This window comes from Microlunatus ginsengisoli, from assembly GCF_039537205.1.
In the GTDB taxonomy this organism is placed as follows: domain Bacteria; phylum Actinomycetota; class Actinomycetes; order Propionibacteriales; family Propionibacteriaceae; genus Microlunatus; species Microlunatus ginsengisoli.
On the sequence record NZ_BAABAB010000051.1, the window covers coordinates 100,495 to 115,488 of the forward strand.

Below are 14,994 nucleotides of genomic sequence, written 5' to 3' on the forward strand. Positions count from 1 at the left end.
CTCACGGCTTCTCGGCGGCGCCAGCCAGGATCCAGTGCACGGGGTGGTCGCGGTCGGACTCGTAGCGACACTGCAGGCCGGTCCGCACCCGGTCGCGGAGGTGCCGGCCGAGCCACGGATCCGCCTCGGCGATCCTGGCCAGCGCAGCCACGATCGCCTTCCGGACCGCGACCCGGGCTCGCTCGTCCACCGAGCCGGTGCTCCGGTGGCGGCCGCCCAGACCGCTGCCGCCGGCGAGATACGTCTCGATCGCCGAGCGCTCCTCGCGGAGATCGGCCCGGTCGTCCTCCGCGAGCTCGGCATCCAGTTCCGCCAGCCTGGCGGCCAGGAATCGCCGCGACTCGTCGTCGAGCACCTCCAGCGAGCCCTGCCGGATCTCGGCCGCACCGCCGAGTCTGATCGCCGGCACATCGGTGTCGGGCCGCCCGACCAGGGTGTGCAGGTGGGCCAGCCCCCGCAGCTGCGGCAGGACGAACGTGGCACCCTCCCGCCCGACGAGCCACAGCCCGCCCGGCTGTCGATGCAGGTGCACGGTGACGGCGCCGGCCCCCACCCGTCCGACCCCCCGCGGTCCGACCCCACCCGTCCGGCCCCGGGCCCGATCGCCCGACGCCGGCTCACCGCGCAGCCGGTCTCGCCACCAGACCGCGCCGATCCGCTCGTACGTCGCCAGCGCCGCGTCGCGATGCCGTTCGGCGGCGTCCGCGTCACCGAGGACGGCGTACCCGCGGGCCAGCGTGTCGTCGGTGACCCCGTGCCAGGCGACCGCGCCGGCGTTCACCACGGAGCGGCCCGCGTACGGCTCGAGCAGCGCGACCACGCTGGTGATCACCTCGCGGTCACCGACGGCCAGCGCGGCCTCCAACAGGCACTGCAGCACCAGGAACCAGTCACTGTCCCGGGGCAGGTCGGCCAGCACCGCGGGGGTGAACACGCCGATCATCTCGGCGGCCTTGTCCAGCCGGCCGGCGCCGAGCCAGACGACCGCCGCCTCGGCCCGCACGGTCGCGACACCGAAGTCGGCGGCGTACTGCTCGTAGACCGGTCCCTCGGCCGCGCACTCGGCCCGGTCGCCGGCGGCGACGGCGCTGAAGGCGCGCATGGCGTGCAGCACCGCCGCTGCGTCCGGGATCACCGCCCGCTCGGCGGCGGCGACGGCTCGCTCGATCAGCGCCGGCACCACCTCGAGATTCATCCGCAGCAGCTCCAGCGGCAGTCGCCGGCTAGCGGCGAAGAACTCCGCCCGCGACGATTCCTCGGCCAGTTGCTCGATGACCCGGATCGAGCGGTGCATGCGGGGCAGGTCGAGCACCTCCCAGGCCACCGTGAGCGACCACAGCTCCGCCTGCAGCCGGGCGTCGGGATCGGCCAGGTACGCGGCCGCGTCGCCGAGCCGGATCGCCCAGTCCCGGCGCAGCGCCAGGTCGTCGGGACCCCAGTGCGAGGCGAGCGACGCGTCGAGCGCACCGGCCAGCAGTGCCGGCTCGTCCAGCTGCTCGGCCAGCTGCAGGGCCTCGGCCGCCAGCGGGCTGGCCCGCCGCGACTCGTTCGCGTAGGCCCAGCAGCGGGCCAGCGCGGCCGCCAACCGAGCACGCAGTGCACGATCGTCGACCACGTCGTAGAGGGCACGCAGCCGGATCGGCAGCGTGCCCGGCGACAGGTTGTACGGCTGGCTCCGCGCCAGGCCGAGGACGGCGGCGACCCGGCCGCGCAGGTCGTCACCATCGGAGGCGACGGCGTCCGCGCGCTCCCACAGCGCCATCGCGGCCGGACCGTCGCCGCCGGCCCAGGCCAGCTCGGCCCGGGCCAGCAACGACTCCAGCGACGACAGGTCGGTGGCCACGATCGGAGGCTACTGTCAGGGCCGGATCAACCGCACCTGCTCGGCGTGCCGGCGCTGGACGGTCTCGTCCCAGTCGCCCGTGCAATAGACCGTCAGCTCGGTGATCCGGCCCTCGCCCACCGCGCAGTGGATCAGCTCGCGGCAGTACCAGTCCTGGTCCTCGGCCCGCCAGCGCTCCTCGAACTGGATCAGGAACCCGCGCGACGTGCGGTCGAGCGCCTCCACCCGGACCGCACCCGGGAACGGGTGCTCGTCCCGGCGCAGCCGGTACGTCGCGTCCGCGCCGTCGGTCTGCAGCCTCCAGTGCGGCAGGCTGAGGTCGGCGAGCACGTCGGGGGCGAACAGGGAGTGCTGCTGCTCGCCGGTCTCCAACCAGCGCACCAGTGCCGCCGCCACGGCGCTCAGCTGCTCGTCGAGCACCGGCTGCTCTCGCACCGCGGTCATCGCCCGGCCTCCGCCATCGCCTCGATGTTGCGGCCGATCACCCGCTGGACCGGCTCCAGGTCGGCGGTGCGGCTGAACTCGACCACCGAGGTGCCGCCGGCGATCAGCGGTTGGTGGCCGGGCGCGGCGACGTACGCGTCGCCCTCGACGTAGGTCTCCTCGTGGTCCGGCCAGCGGAAGGTGAGCTGTCCGGACGTGACGTAGCCGACGTGCTCGCACGGGCAGGCATCGCCGGGCAGCCCGCGGAAATACGGCGCCACGTCGAGATCGGTCTTGAAGGTCTCGAACGCGACCGTGTAGTCGCCGAGCTCGGCGTACCGGCCCTCGACGACGTCGAGATCGATGCCGACCGGTGTGGTCTGGCGGGATGCGCTGGGCATCTGGTCCTCCTCGGGGTTGGTTGTTCGCTCACCCCTGAGGCGTGACCTCCGGCGTCACATCGTGACCCGGCTGATGGCACGGCAGGATGATCCGGGACGCGCCGCCGGCGCCGTGGTGGAGGGTCCGCCGCGACGGTACGAGGTCGGTCGCGGTTGCCGGGTCGTCGCCGGTGCCCAGGTTCCTCGCATAACGGGGATGCGCACCGCCGCTGACCTGGAGCCGGAGCCGGCTGCCGGCGGCCAGCCGGTGGGCGAGGGCGTCCAGCGGCAGCCGTACGGTCGGGTCCAGATTCTCCACGGGCAGCCGGCAGAAGCCGTCGGCGAGGTTCAGCGACGTGCCGTTCGCACGGACCTCGCAGAGCCGGACGAACAGGTCGGCGTACGGGTTGTCGCTGGTGTGCACGATCTCGGCGACCGGGCTGCCGACGATCTCCAGCGGCTCGGTCAGCACGGACGTGGTGAAGACCAGCACGTCCGACCGGCGCTCCAGCTCGCGGTTGTCGCGGGGGCCGGCGATCGAGGGATTGATCACGCGTCCGCCGACGGCCGGGGTCGGGTCGGCCGGGTCGAAGCTGAACCTCGACGGTTCTGCGGCCTGGTTCGGCTCCTGTTCGGCGAGCCCGCCACCCGGCTGCAGATAGAACGACCTCGCCCGGGCGGGAGGCGGCCAGTCCGGGAGCTCGCGCCACCGCTCGGCACCGGTGACGAAGATCCGCACACGAGCCGAGCGCTCGCTCGCGCCGACCCGATCGGCATCGCCGGCGAGGTGCACCGCCAGCCAGTCCAGCGTCTCGCGCATGGTCACCGGCGCGGCCTTGGTCGCCACCTGGACGTGGTTCCAGGGACCGATGGTCAGCGCCACCTCGACGCCGCGCGCCCGCAAGCGGGCGTACTGATCCAGGGTCTGGTCGACGAACCGGTCCTGCCAACCCTCGTGCAGCAGGACGGGCACGTCGACCCGTTCGAGCGCCGCCAGCAGCCGCTGATCCCGCCAGACGGGGTCGTCGGCGGTGGTGGCGTGCAGCCAACGGGTGTAGGGCATCGAGTTGCCGGCGAGCATCGTGTCCTGGGCCCGGACCAGGGGCAGCTCCTGATAGGCGCGGCGCAGCCGGCGCGCCGCCGTCGGGAACCGGGCGAGCCCGCGGACGAAGCCGTCCTCGAGGTGGTCGAGCCCGTCCAGCAGGGTCAGGGTTCCTTCCAGCGCGAAAGCACCGCCGGGATACATGACCCGGAAGTTGTCGTGCGCGCTGATCGCCACTGCGGCGCAGGCCAGCTACGGCGGCGGATCCACCATCACCGCCCAGGCGGTGTAGCCGAGATACGAAGCGCCGCAGAGGGCCAACCGGCCGCCGAACCACGGCTGCCGGCGAAGCCACGCCACCGTGTCCGCGCCGTCGTCGACCTCGTGCACGAACGGGCTCCAGGTGCCGCCGGACCCGAAGGTGCCCCTGCAGTCTGGTTGACCACCTGAAAGCCGTGGGTCGCCAGATAGCCGGCGGTGAGCAGGGCGATCGGAGTCGTCCGGCCGTACGGGGTGCGGATCAGGATGGTCCCGCGGGAGGACGTCAGCGGCTGGTAGACGCTCGCGAGCAGCACGGCCCCGTCTCGCATCGGGACGGCGACGTTCTCGGTCAGCGTGTAGTCCGCCCTCCCGGGCGGCATCTTCAGCGCCCGCGCCGTGACAGCATCGAGCAGCCGCCGGCGACGGGTCCGCGGCCGCGGCCCGGCCGAGGCGGCTGGGCCGGCCGACCGATCCCGGGCCATCCGCAATCCCTTCCGGGGCCCCTCGCCGAGTCCGGGCCCTCGAGCGATCCTCCCGCGCTCGCGGCGGCGATGTCGATGACGCATTTCGGGCGCTCGATCGCCAGGTTGGGGCCGATTCCGGCGCCACGGCGGTTCGAGCGCCCGAAATACGACATCGGCGTCACCACCCGAGGAAATCAGCTGGCGTTGCGTGGACGCGGCTCCGCACACTGAGCGGGCCGGCCGCGGAGCCGGGACGAGGAACGGGATCAGTGAGTGCTGGTCGGGAACGTCGGACGGCTCGCCGGACGGGTCGGCTCACTGCCGTCGTCTGGGCGATCTTGCTGATCGCCATCGCCGCCTGCACGGCGATCGGTCCGAACCCGGGCCCGGCTCGGACGAGCGAGCCCTCGACGACCCCCGCATCCAGCTCGCCGGCCGGCCCATCCGGACCGGCCCCGGTCACCCAGCGGCGCCCCGGCTGGGCGTTGGACCGGATCGACCAGCGGCACCTGCCGCTGGACCAGCGCTTCACCGCCGCGGACGGCGGTCGAGGCGTCACGGTCTACGTCGTCGACGGGCTGTTCGACGTGACGAACCCCGAGTTCGGCGGCCGGGCGTCGGTCGGGCTGAAGCTCGGCCGGGCCTGCGACCTGGACGACGGCACCGATCACGGGCTGTTCGTGGCCGGCCTCGTCGGTGGCCGGCGGACCGGGGTCGCGAAGCGGGCCACGATCGTGTCGGTCGGTTCGTCCTACGGCTGCGAGGGCGGCACCGGTGGCGCGACCCAGGCGCAGGTCATCGCCCGGGTCGTGCGGGCGCTGGGCTGGGTGGCCGAGCACGCGCGACGGCCCGCCGTGGTCAACCTGTCGCTCAACGGCGACGGCCCCTCGCCCGAGCTCGCCGCCGCGGTCCGACGTCTGACCGATGCCGGGCTGACCGTGATCGCATCCGCGGGCAACGACGGCGACAATGCCTGCCGCCACCCGCCGGCCGGGCTGCCGCTGGTGATCACGGTAAGCGGCTCGACGCGGTCCGACACCGATGCCGGACTGAACCACGGCCGGTGTGTGGATCTGTACGCACCCGCGGACGGCGTCCGCTCGGTGGTGGACGCCGACCTCGTCCCCGAGGGCCTGGTGACGAGTGAGATCGCGGCCACCTCCTGGGCCGCGCCGCTGGTCAGCGGCGCGGCGGCGCTGTATCTGGCCGCGCACCCGGACGCGTCCCCGGCCGAGGTCCGCGGCTGGCTCATCGACAACGCCACCACCGGAGCGCTGCACGGAAACCTGCACGGGTCACCGAACCGGCTGCTGTTCACCGGTGGCCCGCTGTAGCCCGGGGCCCGCTGTAGCCGGGGCCCGCTGTAGCCGGGGCCCGCCGCCCGGTCCGACTGCGATCACTGGTGCCACCGGGCCGCTCAGAGGTGGTCGGGGACGATCAGCGCATCGGGGTCGGCCCGAGGCGGCACGTGAGACAGGGCCAGCTGCACCAACGTGACCCGGGCCTTGAGCAGCACCTTGCCGCGGACCCCACGGGCGCTCGTCCCCAGCTGCTCCTCGACCGCCGCGCTGACCTGCTCCTCGGTGAAGGACGGCCGGCTGCCGGCCCGCACCTCGACATCGGGCAGCGCCACCAGCGCAGCCAGGATCTGGCCACCGATCCCGTCGAGCATCTGATAGCGCTGATACGGAGTCAGTGCGGCCCACGCCTCATCCGCGCTACGTCGTCCCTTGCGTACGCCCTTGTCCTGAGTCGCCAGCACGCTCTTGGCCGCGCCCTCCATGGCCGAGGTCAGCTCCCGCTCGGTGAACCGCATGGACCCAGTGTTCCGGCCGGCGGCGCCTTTCGGCGCACAACCGGCCGAGCGAGCCTCGATGCGGGGCCCGCAGCCCGTCCCCGAGCCGCTGCATCGGAGCCGGGCGGTGGTCTCGCGCCCGATCCCGCGCGCCGATCACGAACCCGCGGAGCCGCCGGTGTCCTCGGCCACCAACCAGCAGACCCGTGTCCACACCAGTGCCGGCTCGGCCGCGTGCGGTCCGTAGAGCTCCCAACGGATGTCGCTCAGCGCAATCCCCTGCTCACGGCACCAGTCGACCACGGCCCGGTGCGCGTCCGCCAGGCCCGCGTAGCTGCCGTGATGAGTCGTCGTGGCCACCGTTCCGGCGGGCAGCGACGAGACGACCACCCGACCCGCCGGCTCCAGCTCTCCGTCGTGAAGCACGCCCACCTCGACCCGGGGACGGTCGCCCCGATACAGCATCACGTTCGGACAGCCGCGATCGATGCCGGCGGCGCGCAGGAGCGACCACACCTCGTCGAGCAGCACCGGCCACAGGCTCGGATACGCAGCCCAGGTCGTCGTAGCGGGGACCACCAGGGTGCGCTGCCTCGGATGGGCTTCCAACGCCACCTGATAGCGGGCGGTCACGCCCAGAGTGTCCTCACTCGCGACCGGCGGCGTCAATGCGGCGGCGACCGCCACGGCATCGCGCCGGCCACCGCCACGCTCATGGCAGCTGGTGCAGGACCAGCGGGAGCACCGAGGTGGCGCCCGCCTCCGCCAGCAGCGCCGAGGCGACGGTGATCGTCCACCGGGTCCGGACCAGGTCGTCGACCAGCAGCACCGGACCGTCGAACCGGACGCCGTCCCGCAGCGTGGTGCGGGACAGCAGGTCGCGAGCGCGAACGGCGGACGCGGCCTCGGCGGTCGGCGCCGGGCCGGTCACCTCCAGCGCCTCGACCAGCGGCAGCCGGCCGATCCGGGCGACATGGGCGGCGACCGATCCGACCAGCCGGGGGAACCGACGAGACGGCATGGCGACCACCGCGACCGGGCGCTCCCAGGTCCGCGACCACCGCTTCAGCACCTCCACCATGCCCTCGAGCACCTCCGGCGGCGCCGGCTCGTCGGAGCGCCACAGACCGCCGATCGTCTCGGCCCAGGCCGGGTCGTCGGCGAACGCGAGCGCCCGCCCGGGCGCCACTGCGGCGATCTTGCCCTTCCGGCCGGGCAGACCACTCGCCCAGAGCTTGCGCGGCTCGATCACCACGTCCTGGCCGCGGAAGAACCGCTGGGCCGCCAGCACCGTGTCGGCGGCCGGCACCGGCCCCGGCGCGGGCAGGACGCCGGTGCACACCGAGCATCGGCCGCACGGTCGCGGGTCCGGATCATCCAGCGACTGCTGCAGGAACTCCATCAGGCAGCCCTCGCCGTGTGCATAGCGCCGCATCAGGTCGGCCTCGGCAGAACGGACCTTGCGCAGCGCGGTCCACTTGGCCTCGTCGTAGTACCACTTCGTGCCGGTCGCCTCCCAGCCGTCGCGGCCACGCCGGACGATGTCGTCGACCGCCAGGATCTTCAACAGCGTCTCCAGCCGTCCACGGCGGATCCCGGTCGCCGCCTCGATCCCGGGCAGGCTCAGCGGTCCGTCGGCGAGCGCGTCGAGGATGCGCTCGACCTGGTCGTCGGTGGGGATGCCGGCCGTGGCGAAATAGTCCCAGATCCGCTCGTCCGACGAGCCGGGCACCAGCACCGCAACCGCGCTGTCCAGCGCCCGACCGGCCCGGCCGACCTGCTGGTAGTAGGCCACCGGCGACGACGGCGAGCCCAGATGGAGGCAGAACGCCAGATCGGGCTTGTCGTAGCCCATGCCCAGCGCGGAAGTCGCGACCAGTGCCTTGATCTCGTTGCGGCGCAGCCGGTCCTCCAGCTGTTCGCGGTTCTCCGTCTGCCCCGAGTACGCGGCGACATCGTGGCCGCGTTCGGCCAGGAACGCCGCCAACCGCTCGGTCTCGGCGACGGTGAGGACGTACACGATGCCGGAGCCGGGCATCGCCGCAAGCGCATCGGCTACCCAGGCATAGCCCTGCAGGGTGCTCAGGCCCGGCACCACCGACAGCTGCAGGGACGCCCGGGCGAGCGATCCGCGGAGCGTCACCGTGTCGGGCCCGAGCTGGGCCGCGACATCGGCCGTGACCCGCTCGTTCGCGGTCGCCGTGGTCGCCAGCACGGGCGTGTCCGGCGAGAGCTGGAGCAGGGTGCGGGTCAGCCGCTGGTAGTCGGGCCGGAAGTCGAAACCCCAGTCGGAGACGCAGTGGGCCTCGTCCACCACCAGCAGGCCGCAGCTCGCCAGCAGCTCGGGCAACTCGGCCGCGAACCGCGGATTGGCCAGGCGTTCCGGCGAGACGAGCAGCAGGTCCAGCCGGCCGGACCGGAGCTCGGCCAGCACGGCCGACCAGTCGTCGACATTGGTCGAGTTGATCGTCGCCGCCCGCAGCCCGGCCCGCTCGGCGGCGGCGATCTGGTCGCGCATCAGGGCCAGCAGCGGCGAGACCACCAGCGTCGGCCCCGATCCGCGCTCGCGCAGGGCCGCGGTCGCGCCCCAGTAGACCGCGGACTTGCCCCAGCCGGTGGCCTGCACGACGAGCACGCGCCGGCGGTGCTCGACCAGCTCCTCGACCGCGCGGACCTGGTCGTCCCGCGGCCGGGCCTCCGGTCCGGCGACGGTGGCGATCACTCGGGCAAGGACGTCGGAGGCGGAGGTCACGGCGCTGGCGGCAGACATGCCGGCCATCATGCCTCGTCGCTCCGACACTGCGGCCCCGATCGCGAACTCGGATCCCCTGTCCCGGTTCGGATCCCCTGCACGAGATCCAGAGCGACAGGAGGGATCCGAGATCGGGACGGGGTCAGCGGGCGTGCGCGTCACGGAGCAGTGCGTACGCCTCGGCGTTGGCCCGGATGTGCGCCCGCTCGTCCTCGGTGGTCTCCCGCCGGACCTTCCCCGGCACGCCGGCGACCAGCGAGTTCGGTGGGATCACCGTGCCCTCCAGCACGACCGTGCCGGCGGCGACCAGCGACCCGGTGCCGACCACCGCGCCGTTCAGGATCACCGCACCCATCCCGATCAGCGCGTCGTCCTCGACGGTGCACCCGTGCAGCACCGCCCGGTGCCCTACCGAGACGCCGCGTCCGACCGTCACCGGGAAGCCCGGATCGGTGTGCGCGACGGAGCCGTCCTGGAAGTTGCTGTTCTCCCCGAACGTGATGGTGTCCAGGTCCGCGCGGAGCACCGCGGTGTACCAGATCGAGACCCCGGCACCCAGCCGTACGTCGGCGATCACGTGCGCCCCGGGTGCGACCCAGGCGCTGTCGGCGATCTGCGGCGCCTTGCCGTTGACCGTGGTCACGACCCGCGCCCGGTCAGCAGCCGCCGGCGACCGCCGGGATGATGGAGACCTTCGCGCCGTCCGCGACCGCCGCCTCCAGTCCGCCGACGAAGCGGACGTCCTCGTCGCCGACGTAGATGTTGACGAACCGGCGCAGCGCCCCGTTCTCGTCCAGCACCCGGCCCTTCAGACCGGGGTGCGCGGCGTCCAGGGACTCCAGCAGCTGGGCCAGCGTCGACCCGTCGGCCTCGACCTCCTTGGCGCCGCCGGTGTAGCTGCGCAAGATGGTGGGGATCCGGACGGATGCGGTCATCGCGAGAGCCTTTCGAGACGGGTGTCGATCACGCGTTCGTGGTCCAGAAGTCGGTGAACGCGTCGTAGTGCGGCGGCAGCGTAACCCGTGGTCCGACCAGGCCACTCACCGCGTCCAGCGTCTTGAGACCCTCGCCGGAGTTGATCACGACCGTCTCCGCGGCCGGGTCCAGCACGCCGTCGGCGATCAGCTTCGCGGTCACCCCGATGGTCACCCCGCCCGCGGTCTCGGCGAAGATGCCCTCGGTCCGGGCAAGGCGACGGATGTTGTCGACCACCACATCGTCGCCCACGTCGGCGACCACTCCACCGGTGCGGCGGACGGCGTCGAGGACGTACGGGCCGTCGGCGGGGTTGCCGATCGCGAGCGACTTGGCGATCGTGCTCGGCTTGACCGGCGCGACCACGTCGTGTCCCGCCCGGTAGGCCTGGGCGACCGGCGAGCAGCCGGTGGCCTGGGCACCGAAGATCTTCACCGGCTTGTCCTCGACCAGACCCAGCTTGATCAGCTCGCCGATGCCCTTGTCGATCTTGGTCAGCTGCGAGCCGGAGGCCACCGGCACGACGATCTGGTCGGGCAGCCGCCAGCCGAGCTGCTCGGCGATCTCGAACGCGAGCGTCTTGGAGCCCTCCGCGTAGTACGGCCGGACGTTCACGTTGACGAACGCCCAGCCCTCCTCCTCACCGGCGATCTCGCTGGCCAGCTTGTTCACGTCGTCGTAGTTGCCCTCGATCGCGATCAGCGTGGTGTCGTAGATCGCCGACGCGGTGATCTTCTGCGGCTCGAGATCGGACGGGATGAACACGACCGAACGGATCCCGGCCCGGGCCGCCGCCGCGGCGACCGCGTTCGCCAGGTTGCCGGTCGAGGGACAGGCCAGCACCTGCAGCCCGAGCTCGCGGGCGGCCGATAGCGCCACGGCGACCACCCGGTCCTTGAAGGAGTGCGTCGGGTTGCCGGAGTCGTCCTTCACCCAGAGCTGCTTCAGGCCGAGCTCGTCGGCCAGCTGGCGGGCGTCGACCAGCCGGGTGAAGCCGGGATCGGTGGACCGGAAGGTCGCGATGTCGGCGGGCACCGGCAGCAGCGGCTGGTAGCGCCAGATGGACTTGGGACCGGCCTCGATCTGCGCCCGGGTGACGGTCGGGTAGGCGTAGCCCACCTCGAGCGGACCGAAGCACTCCATACATGCGTAGAACGGGCCGAGCGGGCTTGTCGCGCCGCAGGCCCGACAGATCAGGTGGGTCGCGTTGCCGAACGCACCCGAACGGACGCCGGCAGGGGCAGGAAACTCGGTGTCGACCACGGTGGTCATCGCAATTCCTTCACGTCATCTGTCCCGACCGGCCTTCGGTCGAGTCGGAGTTGGCACCGTGTCCTAGGCGAAGGCCGGTTGCCGGGGAGTCATCGGGCCGAATCCCTCGTCCCCCTCTTGATGAGATGCCGACCAGCCTATGCGGGGATACGCTTTCCGCGCACCTCGGGTCCGGATCGTGGATGCGATGACCACGCCTCGAGACGGCGGTGGCACCGGCCCGGATCGTCCGTCGTCAGCAGCAGGACTCTTGCGTATCCGGAGCCGGGCGGCTGTACTCATTCCCAGCATGAGCCCGCGCGCCGCCGACACGCCGACCGGCGGGTCGATATCGACCCTGGCCCCGTCACGCCCGCAGACGGCCGGGCAGTGGGTCCGACTGGTCGGCAATCTGCTGAATCTGACCACGCTGCTCGGCCTCGCCGTCGGTGCGATCGGCGGTGCCACCTTCCGCCGCGGACCGCGCGGCCTGATCCTCGGCGAGGGCTACCGGTACGCCTTCCCGGCGGCCGGCGCGTTCACCATCGGCAACGTGTCGACCACCGCCCGCAGCTGGAACGACCTGCTGCGGGAGCTGCCGACCCTGCTGACCCACGAGGAACGGCACACCTGGCAGTACCTGTACTGCCTGGGACTGCCCTTCTACGTCCTCTACACCATCTGCATGGGCTGGTCCTGGCTCCGAACCGGAGACCGCGCCGCGCGCAACCTCTTCGAACGTCTCGCTGGACTGTCCGACGGCGGCTACCGAGATCTCCCGACCCGGTCCGTCGGCGCGGGCTTCCGCGCGCTGTTCGCGCTGCTCCGGCCACGCCGGCACTGAGCCACCAGCGTGCCCTGACCCAACAGACTGGGCCGCGCCGGTCGAAGTGTGTTCTTCCCGAACCTCAGGCGTCGAGATTGAGGTCGATGCCCAGCCGTTTGGCCGAGCGCTGACGCTGCCGGCTGGCCCGCAACCGGCGCAGCCGCTTGACCAGCAGCGGGTCGTGCGCCAGCGCCTCGGGCTGGTCGATCAGCGCGTTCAGCACCTGGTAGTAACGGGTGGCCGACATCGCGAACTTGTCCCGGATCGCCTGCTCCTTGGCGCCGGCGAACTTCCACCACTGGCGCTCGAAGGCCAGGATCTCCGCGTCGCGAGCACTGAGCTCGCCGACGGGACCGGTGCCGTGCTCCGGGCTCGAAGCTGTCGCCATGAGCGCCATCCTAGGCCGCGAACCACACCGATGTCATTTGCACCGCCGGGTGATGCGATCTTCGTCTCAACCGTGCAACGAGGCCGCGGAGGACGTACGCATCGGCTTGAATAGGGCGATGACCGTTGCCGAACGTACCCGCTGGGGCATCGTCAGCACCGGCCATATTGCCTCCGTCTTCGCTCGCGACCTCGCCCTGTTGACCGACGAGGCCGAACTGGCCGCCGTCAGTTCGCGAACCCGGGCGAAGGCCGAGTCGTTCGCCGCCGAGTACGGCTTCGCCCGGGCGTACGGGTCGGTCGAGGAACTCGCCGCCGATCCCGAGATCGACGCCGTGTACGTCGGCTCGGTGCACAACGATCACTACCTCTCGGCGCGCGCCTGTCTCGCGGCCGGCAAGGCCGTGCTGGTCGAGAAGCCGCTGACCGTGACCGCTGCGGAGGCCGAGGCCCTGGTCGATCTCGCCCGTGAGCGAGGCGCCTTCTTGATGGAGGCCGTCTGGAACCGCACCAATCCGCTGCTGCGCAAGGCCGCCGAACTTGTCGCCGCGGGCGAGATCGGCGACGTCCGGCACGTCCAGTCCAGCTTCGGCTTCGCCTTCGACGGCGGCCCGTCGCACCGGCTGCTCGACCCGGCGCAGGCCGGCGGCGCCATCCTCGATCTCGGCGTCTACCCGGTGCACGGCGTCGACCTGTTCCTCGGCGAGCCGGACGGGATGGAGGGCTTCGGCGCCATCGGCGAAACGGGGGTGGACACCCACGCCGCCGCCGTGCTGACCTTCGCGGCACGCGAGGATCGCCCCGCGGCTACGGCCACCGTCGCCTGCTCGTTGCTGACCGATCTGCCGACCCGGCTGGAGGTGTTCGGTAGCCGCGGCTCGCTGGTGCTGGACAACTTCATCAAGCCCGACGAGCTCCGGCTGGTGCGCGAGCGCGACGGCGAGCCGGAGGTGTTCCTCACCCAACTGCCGGGACAGGGCTACACCTTCGAGGCCCAGGAAGTGATGCGCTGCCTGCGGGCGGGCGCGCTGGAGTCGCCGCTAGTTCCCTGGGCGAGCACGCTGGGCGCGATGCGGACCCTGGACCGATGGCTCGCCGCGGTCGCGGCCAGGCGCGGGTGAGCCCGATGCGTCGTCTGACCGGGACCATCCAGCCGTACGCCTGGGGCTCGACCACCACGATCCCCGAGCTGCTCGGCGTCGAGCCGACCGGGGAGCCCCAGGCCGAGCTGTGGCTGGGCGCCCATCCCCTGCACCCGTCGACGGTCGACGGAGCGCCGCTGACCGAGCTGATCGCCGCCGAGCCGAAGCGGGTGATCGGTGCCGCGTCGGTCGATCGGTACGGCCCGCGGCTGCCGTACCTGATGAAGGTGCTGGCCGCGGCACAGCCGCTCTCGCTGCAGGCACACCCGTCGCGGGCTCAGGCCGAGGCGGGATACGAGCGCGAGCAGCTGCTGGACGTCCCACGTGACGCGCCCTACCGCAACTACCGCGACGGCTGGCCCAAACCCGAGGTGCTCTGCGCGTTGGAACCGACCGAGGCGCTGTGCGGGTTTCGGGAGCCGAAGGAGACCTACGACCTCTTCGCACGCCTGGGCGTGGTGTCCGCCCTCCGGCTGATCGAACCGCTCCGAGACGGCACCGACGACGTTCTTGCCGTGGTGTTCCGCCGGCTGCTCCAGCTCGGCCGGACGACCTTCGTCCAGACCGTCGTCGACGACGTCGTCGAGGCCGCCCAGGGCAACGTCGACCCCGAGCTGGCCGACTTCACCGCGACTGCGGTCGAGGTCGCCCGCTTCTATCCCGGCGATCCCGGCGTGCTGGCCGCGCTGATGATGAACCGGATCGAGTTCGGCCCCTACGACGCGATCTATCTGCCGCCGGGCGATCTGCACGCCTACCTCAGCGGTGGTGGCATCGAGATCATGGCCAACTCCGACAACGTGCTGCGCGGAGGGCTGACCCCCAAGCACATCGACATCGACGAGCTGATCGCCGTGCTCGAGTTCACACCCTCCTCCCCCACCCCCATCCCGGTGGTCGAGGAGGCGCCGGGGGTGTTCGGCTACCAGGCCCCGGCCGAGGAGTTCGCCCTCTGGCGGATCGCCCAGTCGGGCGTCCCCGGCTCGCTGCCGGGGTCCCGCTCGGGCCGTGTCGTGCTCGTGGTCGAGGGCTCGACCCGGCTGCAGACGCCCGCCGGCACACTCAGCCTGCGCCGCGGCGAGTCCGCTTTCGTCTACGCCGACGAGGACGTGACGTACGTCGGCGACGGCATGCTCTTCGTCGGCGGTCCCGGTCTGCGCTGAAATTCCAGGCTCCTGCCGGCGCCCTTCGGTACGCTGGCCGCTGCACTCGCTGGCGTGGCGCAATCGGTAGCGCACCTGTCTTGTAAACAGGTGGTTAGGGGTTCGAGTCCCCTCGCCAGCTCTCCTGGTCAGACGCTGTTTGACCTTGTCAAGGCCACATTCTGGAACGTGCTGGCTAGTGGTATCTAGCGGTCCTGAGTGGCTCCGAGAAGGCGCATTCGGGCGCCCTAGCCTCGATGTTTCGTCGAGGCCGTTGTTGATCTTGGTTCCGGGATTTGGTTGTTGATGGT

General features: G+C 72.0%; 14 protein-coding genes, 1 tRNA gene, 1 pseudogene and 1 riboswitch. Of the genes and pseudogenes, 5 read left to right on the forward strand and 11 right to left on the reverse strand.

Features of this window, described 5'->3' with window-relative positions:
* Position 1 precedes the first annotated feature (1 nt).
* The 4 genes and pseudogenes from ABD747_RS25040 to ABD747_RS25055 form a co-directional block, all read right to left on the reverse strand.
* Positions 2 to 1,843 carry a hypothetical protein gene (locus ABD747_RS25040; protein WP_344809872.1) on the reverse strand — a complete coding sequence of 614 codons (1,842 nt, stop codon included), beginning with the start codon at positions 1,841 to 1,843 and terminating at the stop codon, positions 2 to 4.
* 15 nt (positions 1,844 to 1,858) lie between these two features.
* Positions 1,859 to 2,287: a hypothetical protein gene (locus tag ABD747_RS25045; RefSeq protein ID WP_344809874.1), complete on the reverse strand. Its 429-nt coding sequence runs from the start codon at positions 2,285 to 2,287 to the stop codon at positions 1,859 to 1,861.
* Positions 2,284 to 2,667, reverse strand: coding sequence for a cupin domain-containing protein (locus tag ABD747_RS25050; protein WP_344809876.1), 384 nt, complete (start codon positions 2,665 to 2,667; stop codon positions 2,284 to 2,286). Before ABD747_RS25050 ends, ABD747_RS25045 begins: the two co-directional genes overlap by 4 nt.
* Positions 2,668 to 2,695: 28 nt before the next feature.
* Positions 2,696 to 4,558 (reverse strand): annotated as a pseudogene (locus ABD747_RS25055) (CocE/NonD family hydrolase).
* A 124-nt stretch (positions 4,559 to 4,682) separates the two neighbouring features.
* On the opposite strand from ABD747_RS25055, the gene ABD747_RS25060 reads away from it, so the two are divergent.
* Positions 4,683 to 5,747 carry a S8 family peptidase gene (locus ABD747_RS25060; protein WP_344809878.1) on the forward strand — a complete coding sequence of 355 codons (1,065 nt, stop codon included), beginning with the start codon at positions 4,683 to 4,685 and terminating at the stop codon, positions 5,745 to 5,747.
* Positions 5,748 to 5,830: 83 nt separating this feature from the next.
* Here ABD747_RS25060 and ABD747_RS25065 read toward each other — a convergent pair whose 3' ends face one another.
* The 6 genes from ABD747_RS25065 to thrC all read right to left on the reverse strand — a co-directional run bounded on the left by ABD747_RS25065 (position 5,831) and on the right by thrC (position 11,207).
* On the reverse strand, positions 5,831 to 6,229 hold the full coding sequence (locus ABD747_RS25065; protein ID WP_344809880.1) for a hypothetical protein: 399 nt from the start codon (positions 6,227 to 6,229) through the stop codon (positions 5,831 to 5,833).
* A 135-nt stretch (positions 6,230 to 6,364) separates the two neighbouring features.
* Positions 6,365 to 6,841: a GyrI-like domain-containing protein gene (locus ABD747_RS25070; RefSeq protein WP_344809882.1), complete on the reverse strand. Its 477-nt coding sequence runs from the start codon at positions 6,839 to 6,841 to the stop codon at positions 6,365 to 6,367.
* A gap of 79 nt (positions 6,842 to 6,920) precedes the next feature.
* The gene (locus ABD747_RS25075; protein ID WP_344809884.1) at positions 6,921 to 8,978 is read right to left on the reverse strand and encodes a RecQ family ATP-dependent DNA helicase; all 2,058 of its coding nucleotides are present in this window, start codon (positions 8,976 to 8,978) and stop codon (positions 6,921 to 6,923) included.
* 124 nt (positions 8,979 to 9,102) lie between these two features.
* Positions 9,103 to 9,603: a gamma carbonic anhydrase family protein gene (locus ABD747_RS25080; RefSeq protein WP_344809886.1), complete on the reverse strand. Its 501-nt coding sequence runs from the start codon at positions 9,601 to 9,603 to the stop codon at positions 9,103 to 9,105.
* A 13-nt stretch (positions 9,604 to 9,616) separates the two neighbouring features.
* Positions 9,617 to 9,895 (reverse strand): MoaD/ThiS family protein, encoded by a 279-nt coding sequence (locus ABD747_RS25085; RefSeq protein WP_344809888.1) that lies wholly within the window; start codon positions 9,893 to 9,895, stop codon positions 9,617 to 9,619.
* A 28-nt stretch (positions 9,896 to 9,923) separates the two neighbouring features.
* A complete protein-coding gene (gene thrC / locus ABD747_RS25090) occupies positions 9,924 to 11,207 on the reverse strand; it encodes a threonine synthase (RefSeq protein ID WP_344809890.1) in 1,284 nt (427 codons plus the stop codon).
* A 12-nt stretch (positions 11,208 to 11,219) separates the two neighbouring features.
* Positions 11,220 to 11,334, reverse strand: a riboswitch (SAM riboswitch).
* Positions 11,335 to 11,496: 162 nt separating this feature from the next.
* Between thrC and ABD747_RS25095 the strand changes: the two genes are divergently transcribed.
* Complete coding sequence (locus ABD747_RS25095; protein ID WP_344809892.1) at positions 11,497 to 12,030, forward strand: hypothetical protein; 534 nt, start codon at positions 11,497 to 11,499, stop codon at positions 12,028 to 12,030.
* A gap of 64 nt (positions 12,031 to 12,094) precedes the next feature.
* On the opposite strand, the gene ABD747_RS25100 is transcribed toward ABD747_RS25095, so the two are convergent.
* Positions 12,095 to 12,400, reverse strand: coding sequence for a DUF3263 domain-containing protein (locus ABD747_RS25100; RefSeq protein WP_344809893.1), 306 nt, complete (start codon positions 12,398 to 12,400; stop codon positions 12,095 to 12,097).
* Between the two features lie 118 nt (positions 12,401 to 12,518).
* Here ABD747_RS25100 and ABD747_RS25105 point away from each other — a divergent pair, with 118 nt between their 5' ends.
* The 3 genes from ABD747_RS25105 to ABD747_RS25115 all read left to right on the forward strand — a co-directional run bounded on the left by ABD747_RS25105 (position 12,519) and on the right by ABD747_RS25115 (position 14,825).
* On the forward strand, positions 12,519 to 13,520 hold the full coding sequence (locus ABD747_RS25105) for a Gfo/Idh/MocA family protein (RefSeq protein WP_344809894.1): 1,002 nt from the start codon (positions 12,519 to 12,521) through the stop codon (positions 13,518 to 13,520).
* On the forward strand, positions 13,487 to 14,704 hold the full coding sequence (manA, locus tag ABD747_RS25110; RefSeq protein WP_344809895.1) for a mannose-6-phosphate isomerase, class I: 1,218 nt from the start codon (positions 13,487 to 13,489) through the stop codon (positions 14,702 to 14,704). Before ABD747_RS25105 ends, manA begins: the two co-directional genes overlap by 34 nt.
* Positions 14,705 to 14,752: 48 nt before the next feature.
* A tRNA-Thr gene (locus ABD747_RS25115) sits at positions 14,753 to 14,825 on the forward strand.
* Positions 14,826 to 14,994: the final 169 nt, after the last annotated feature.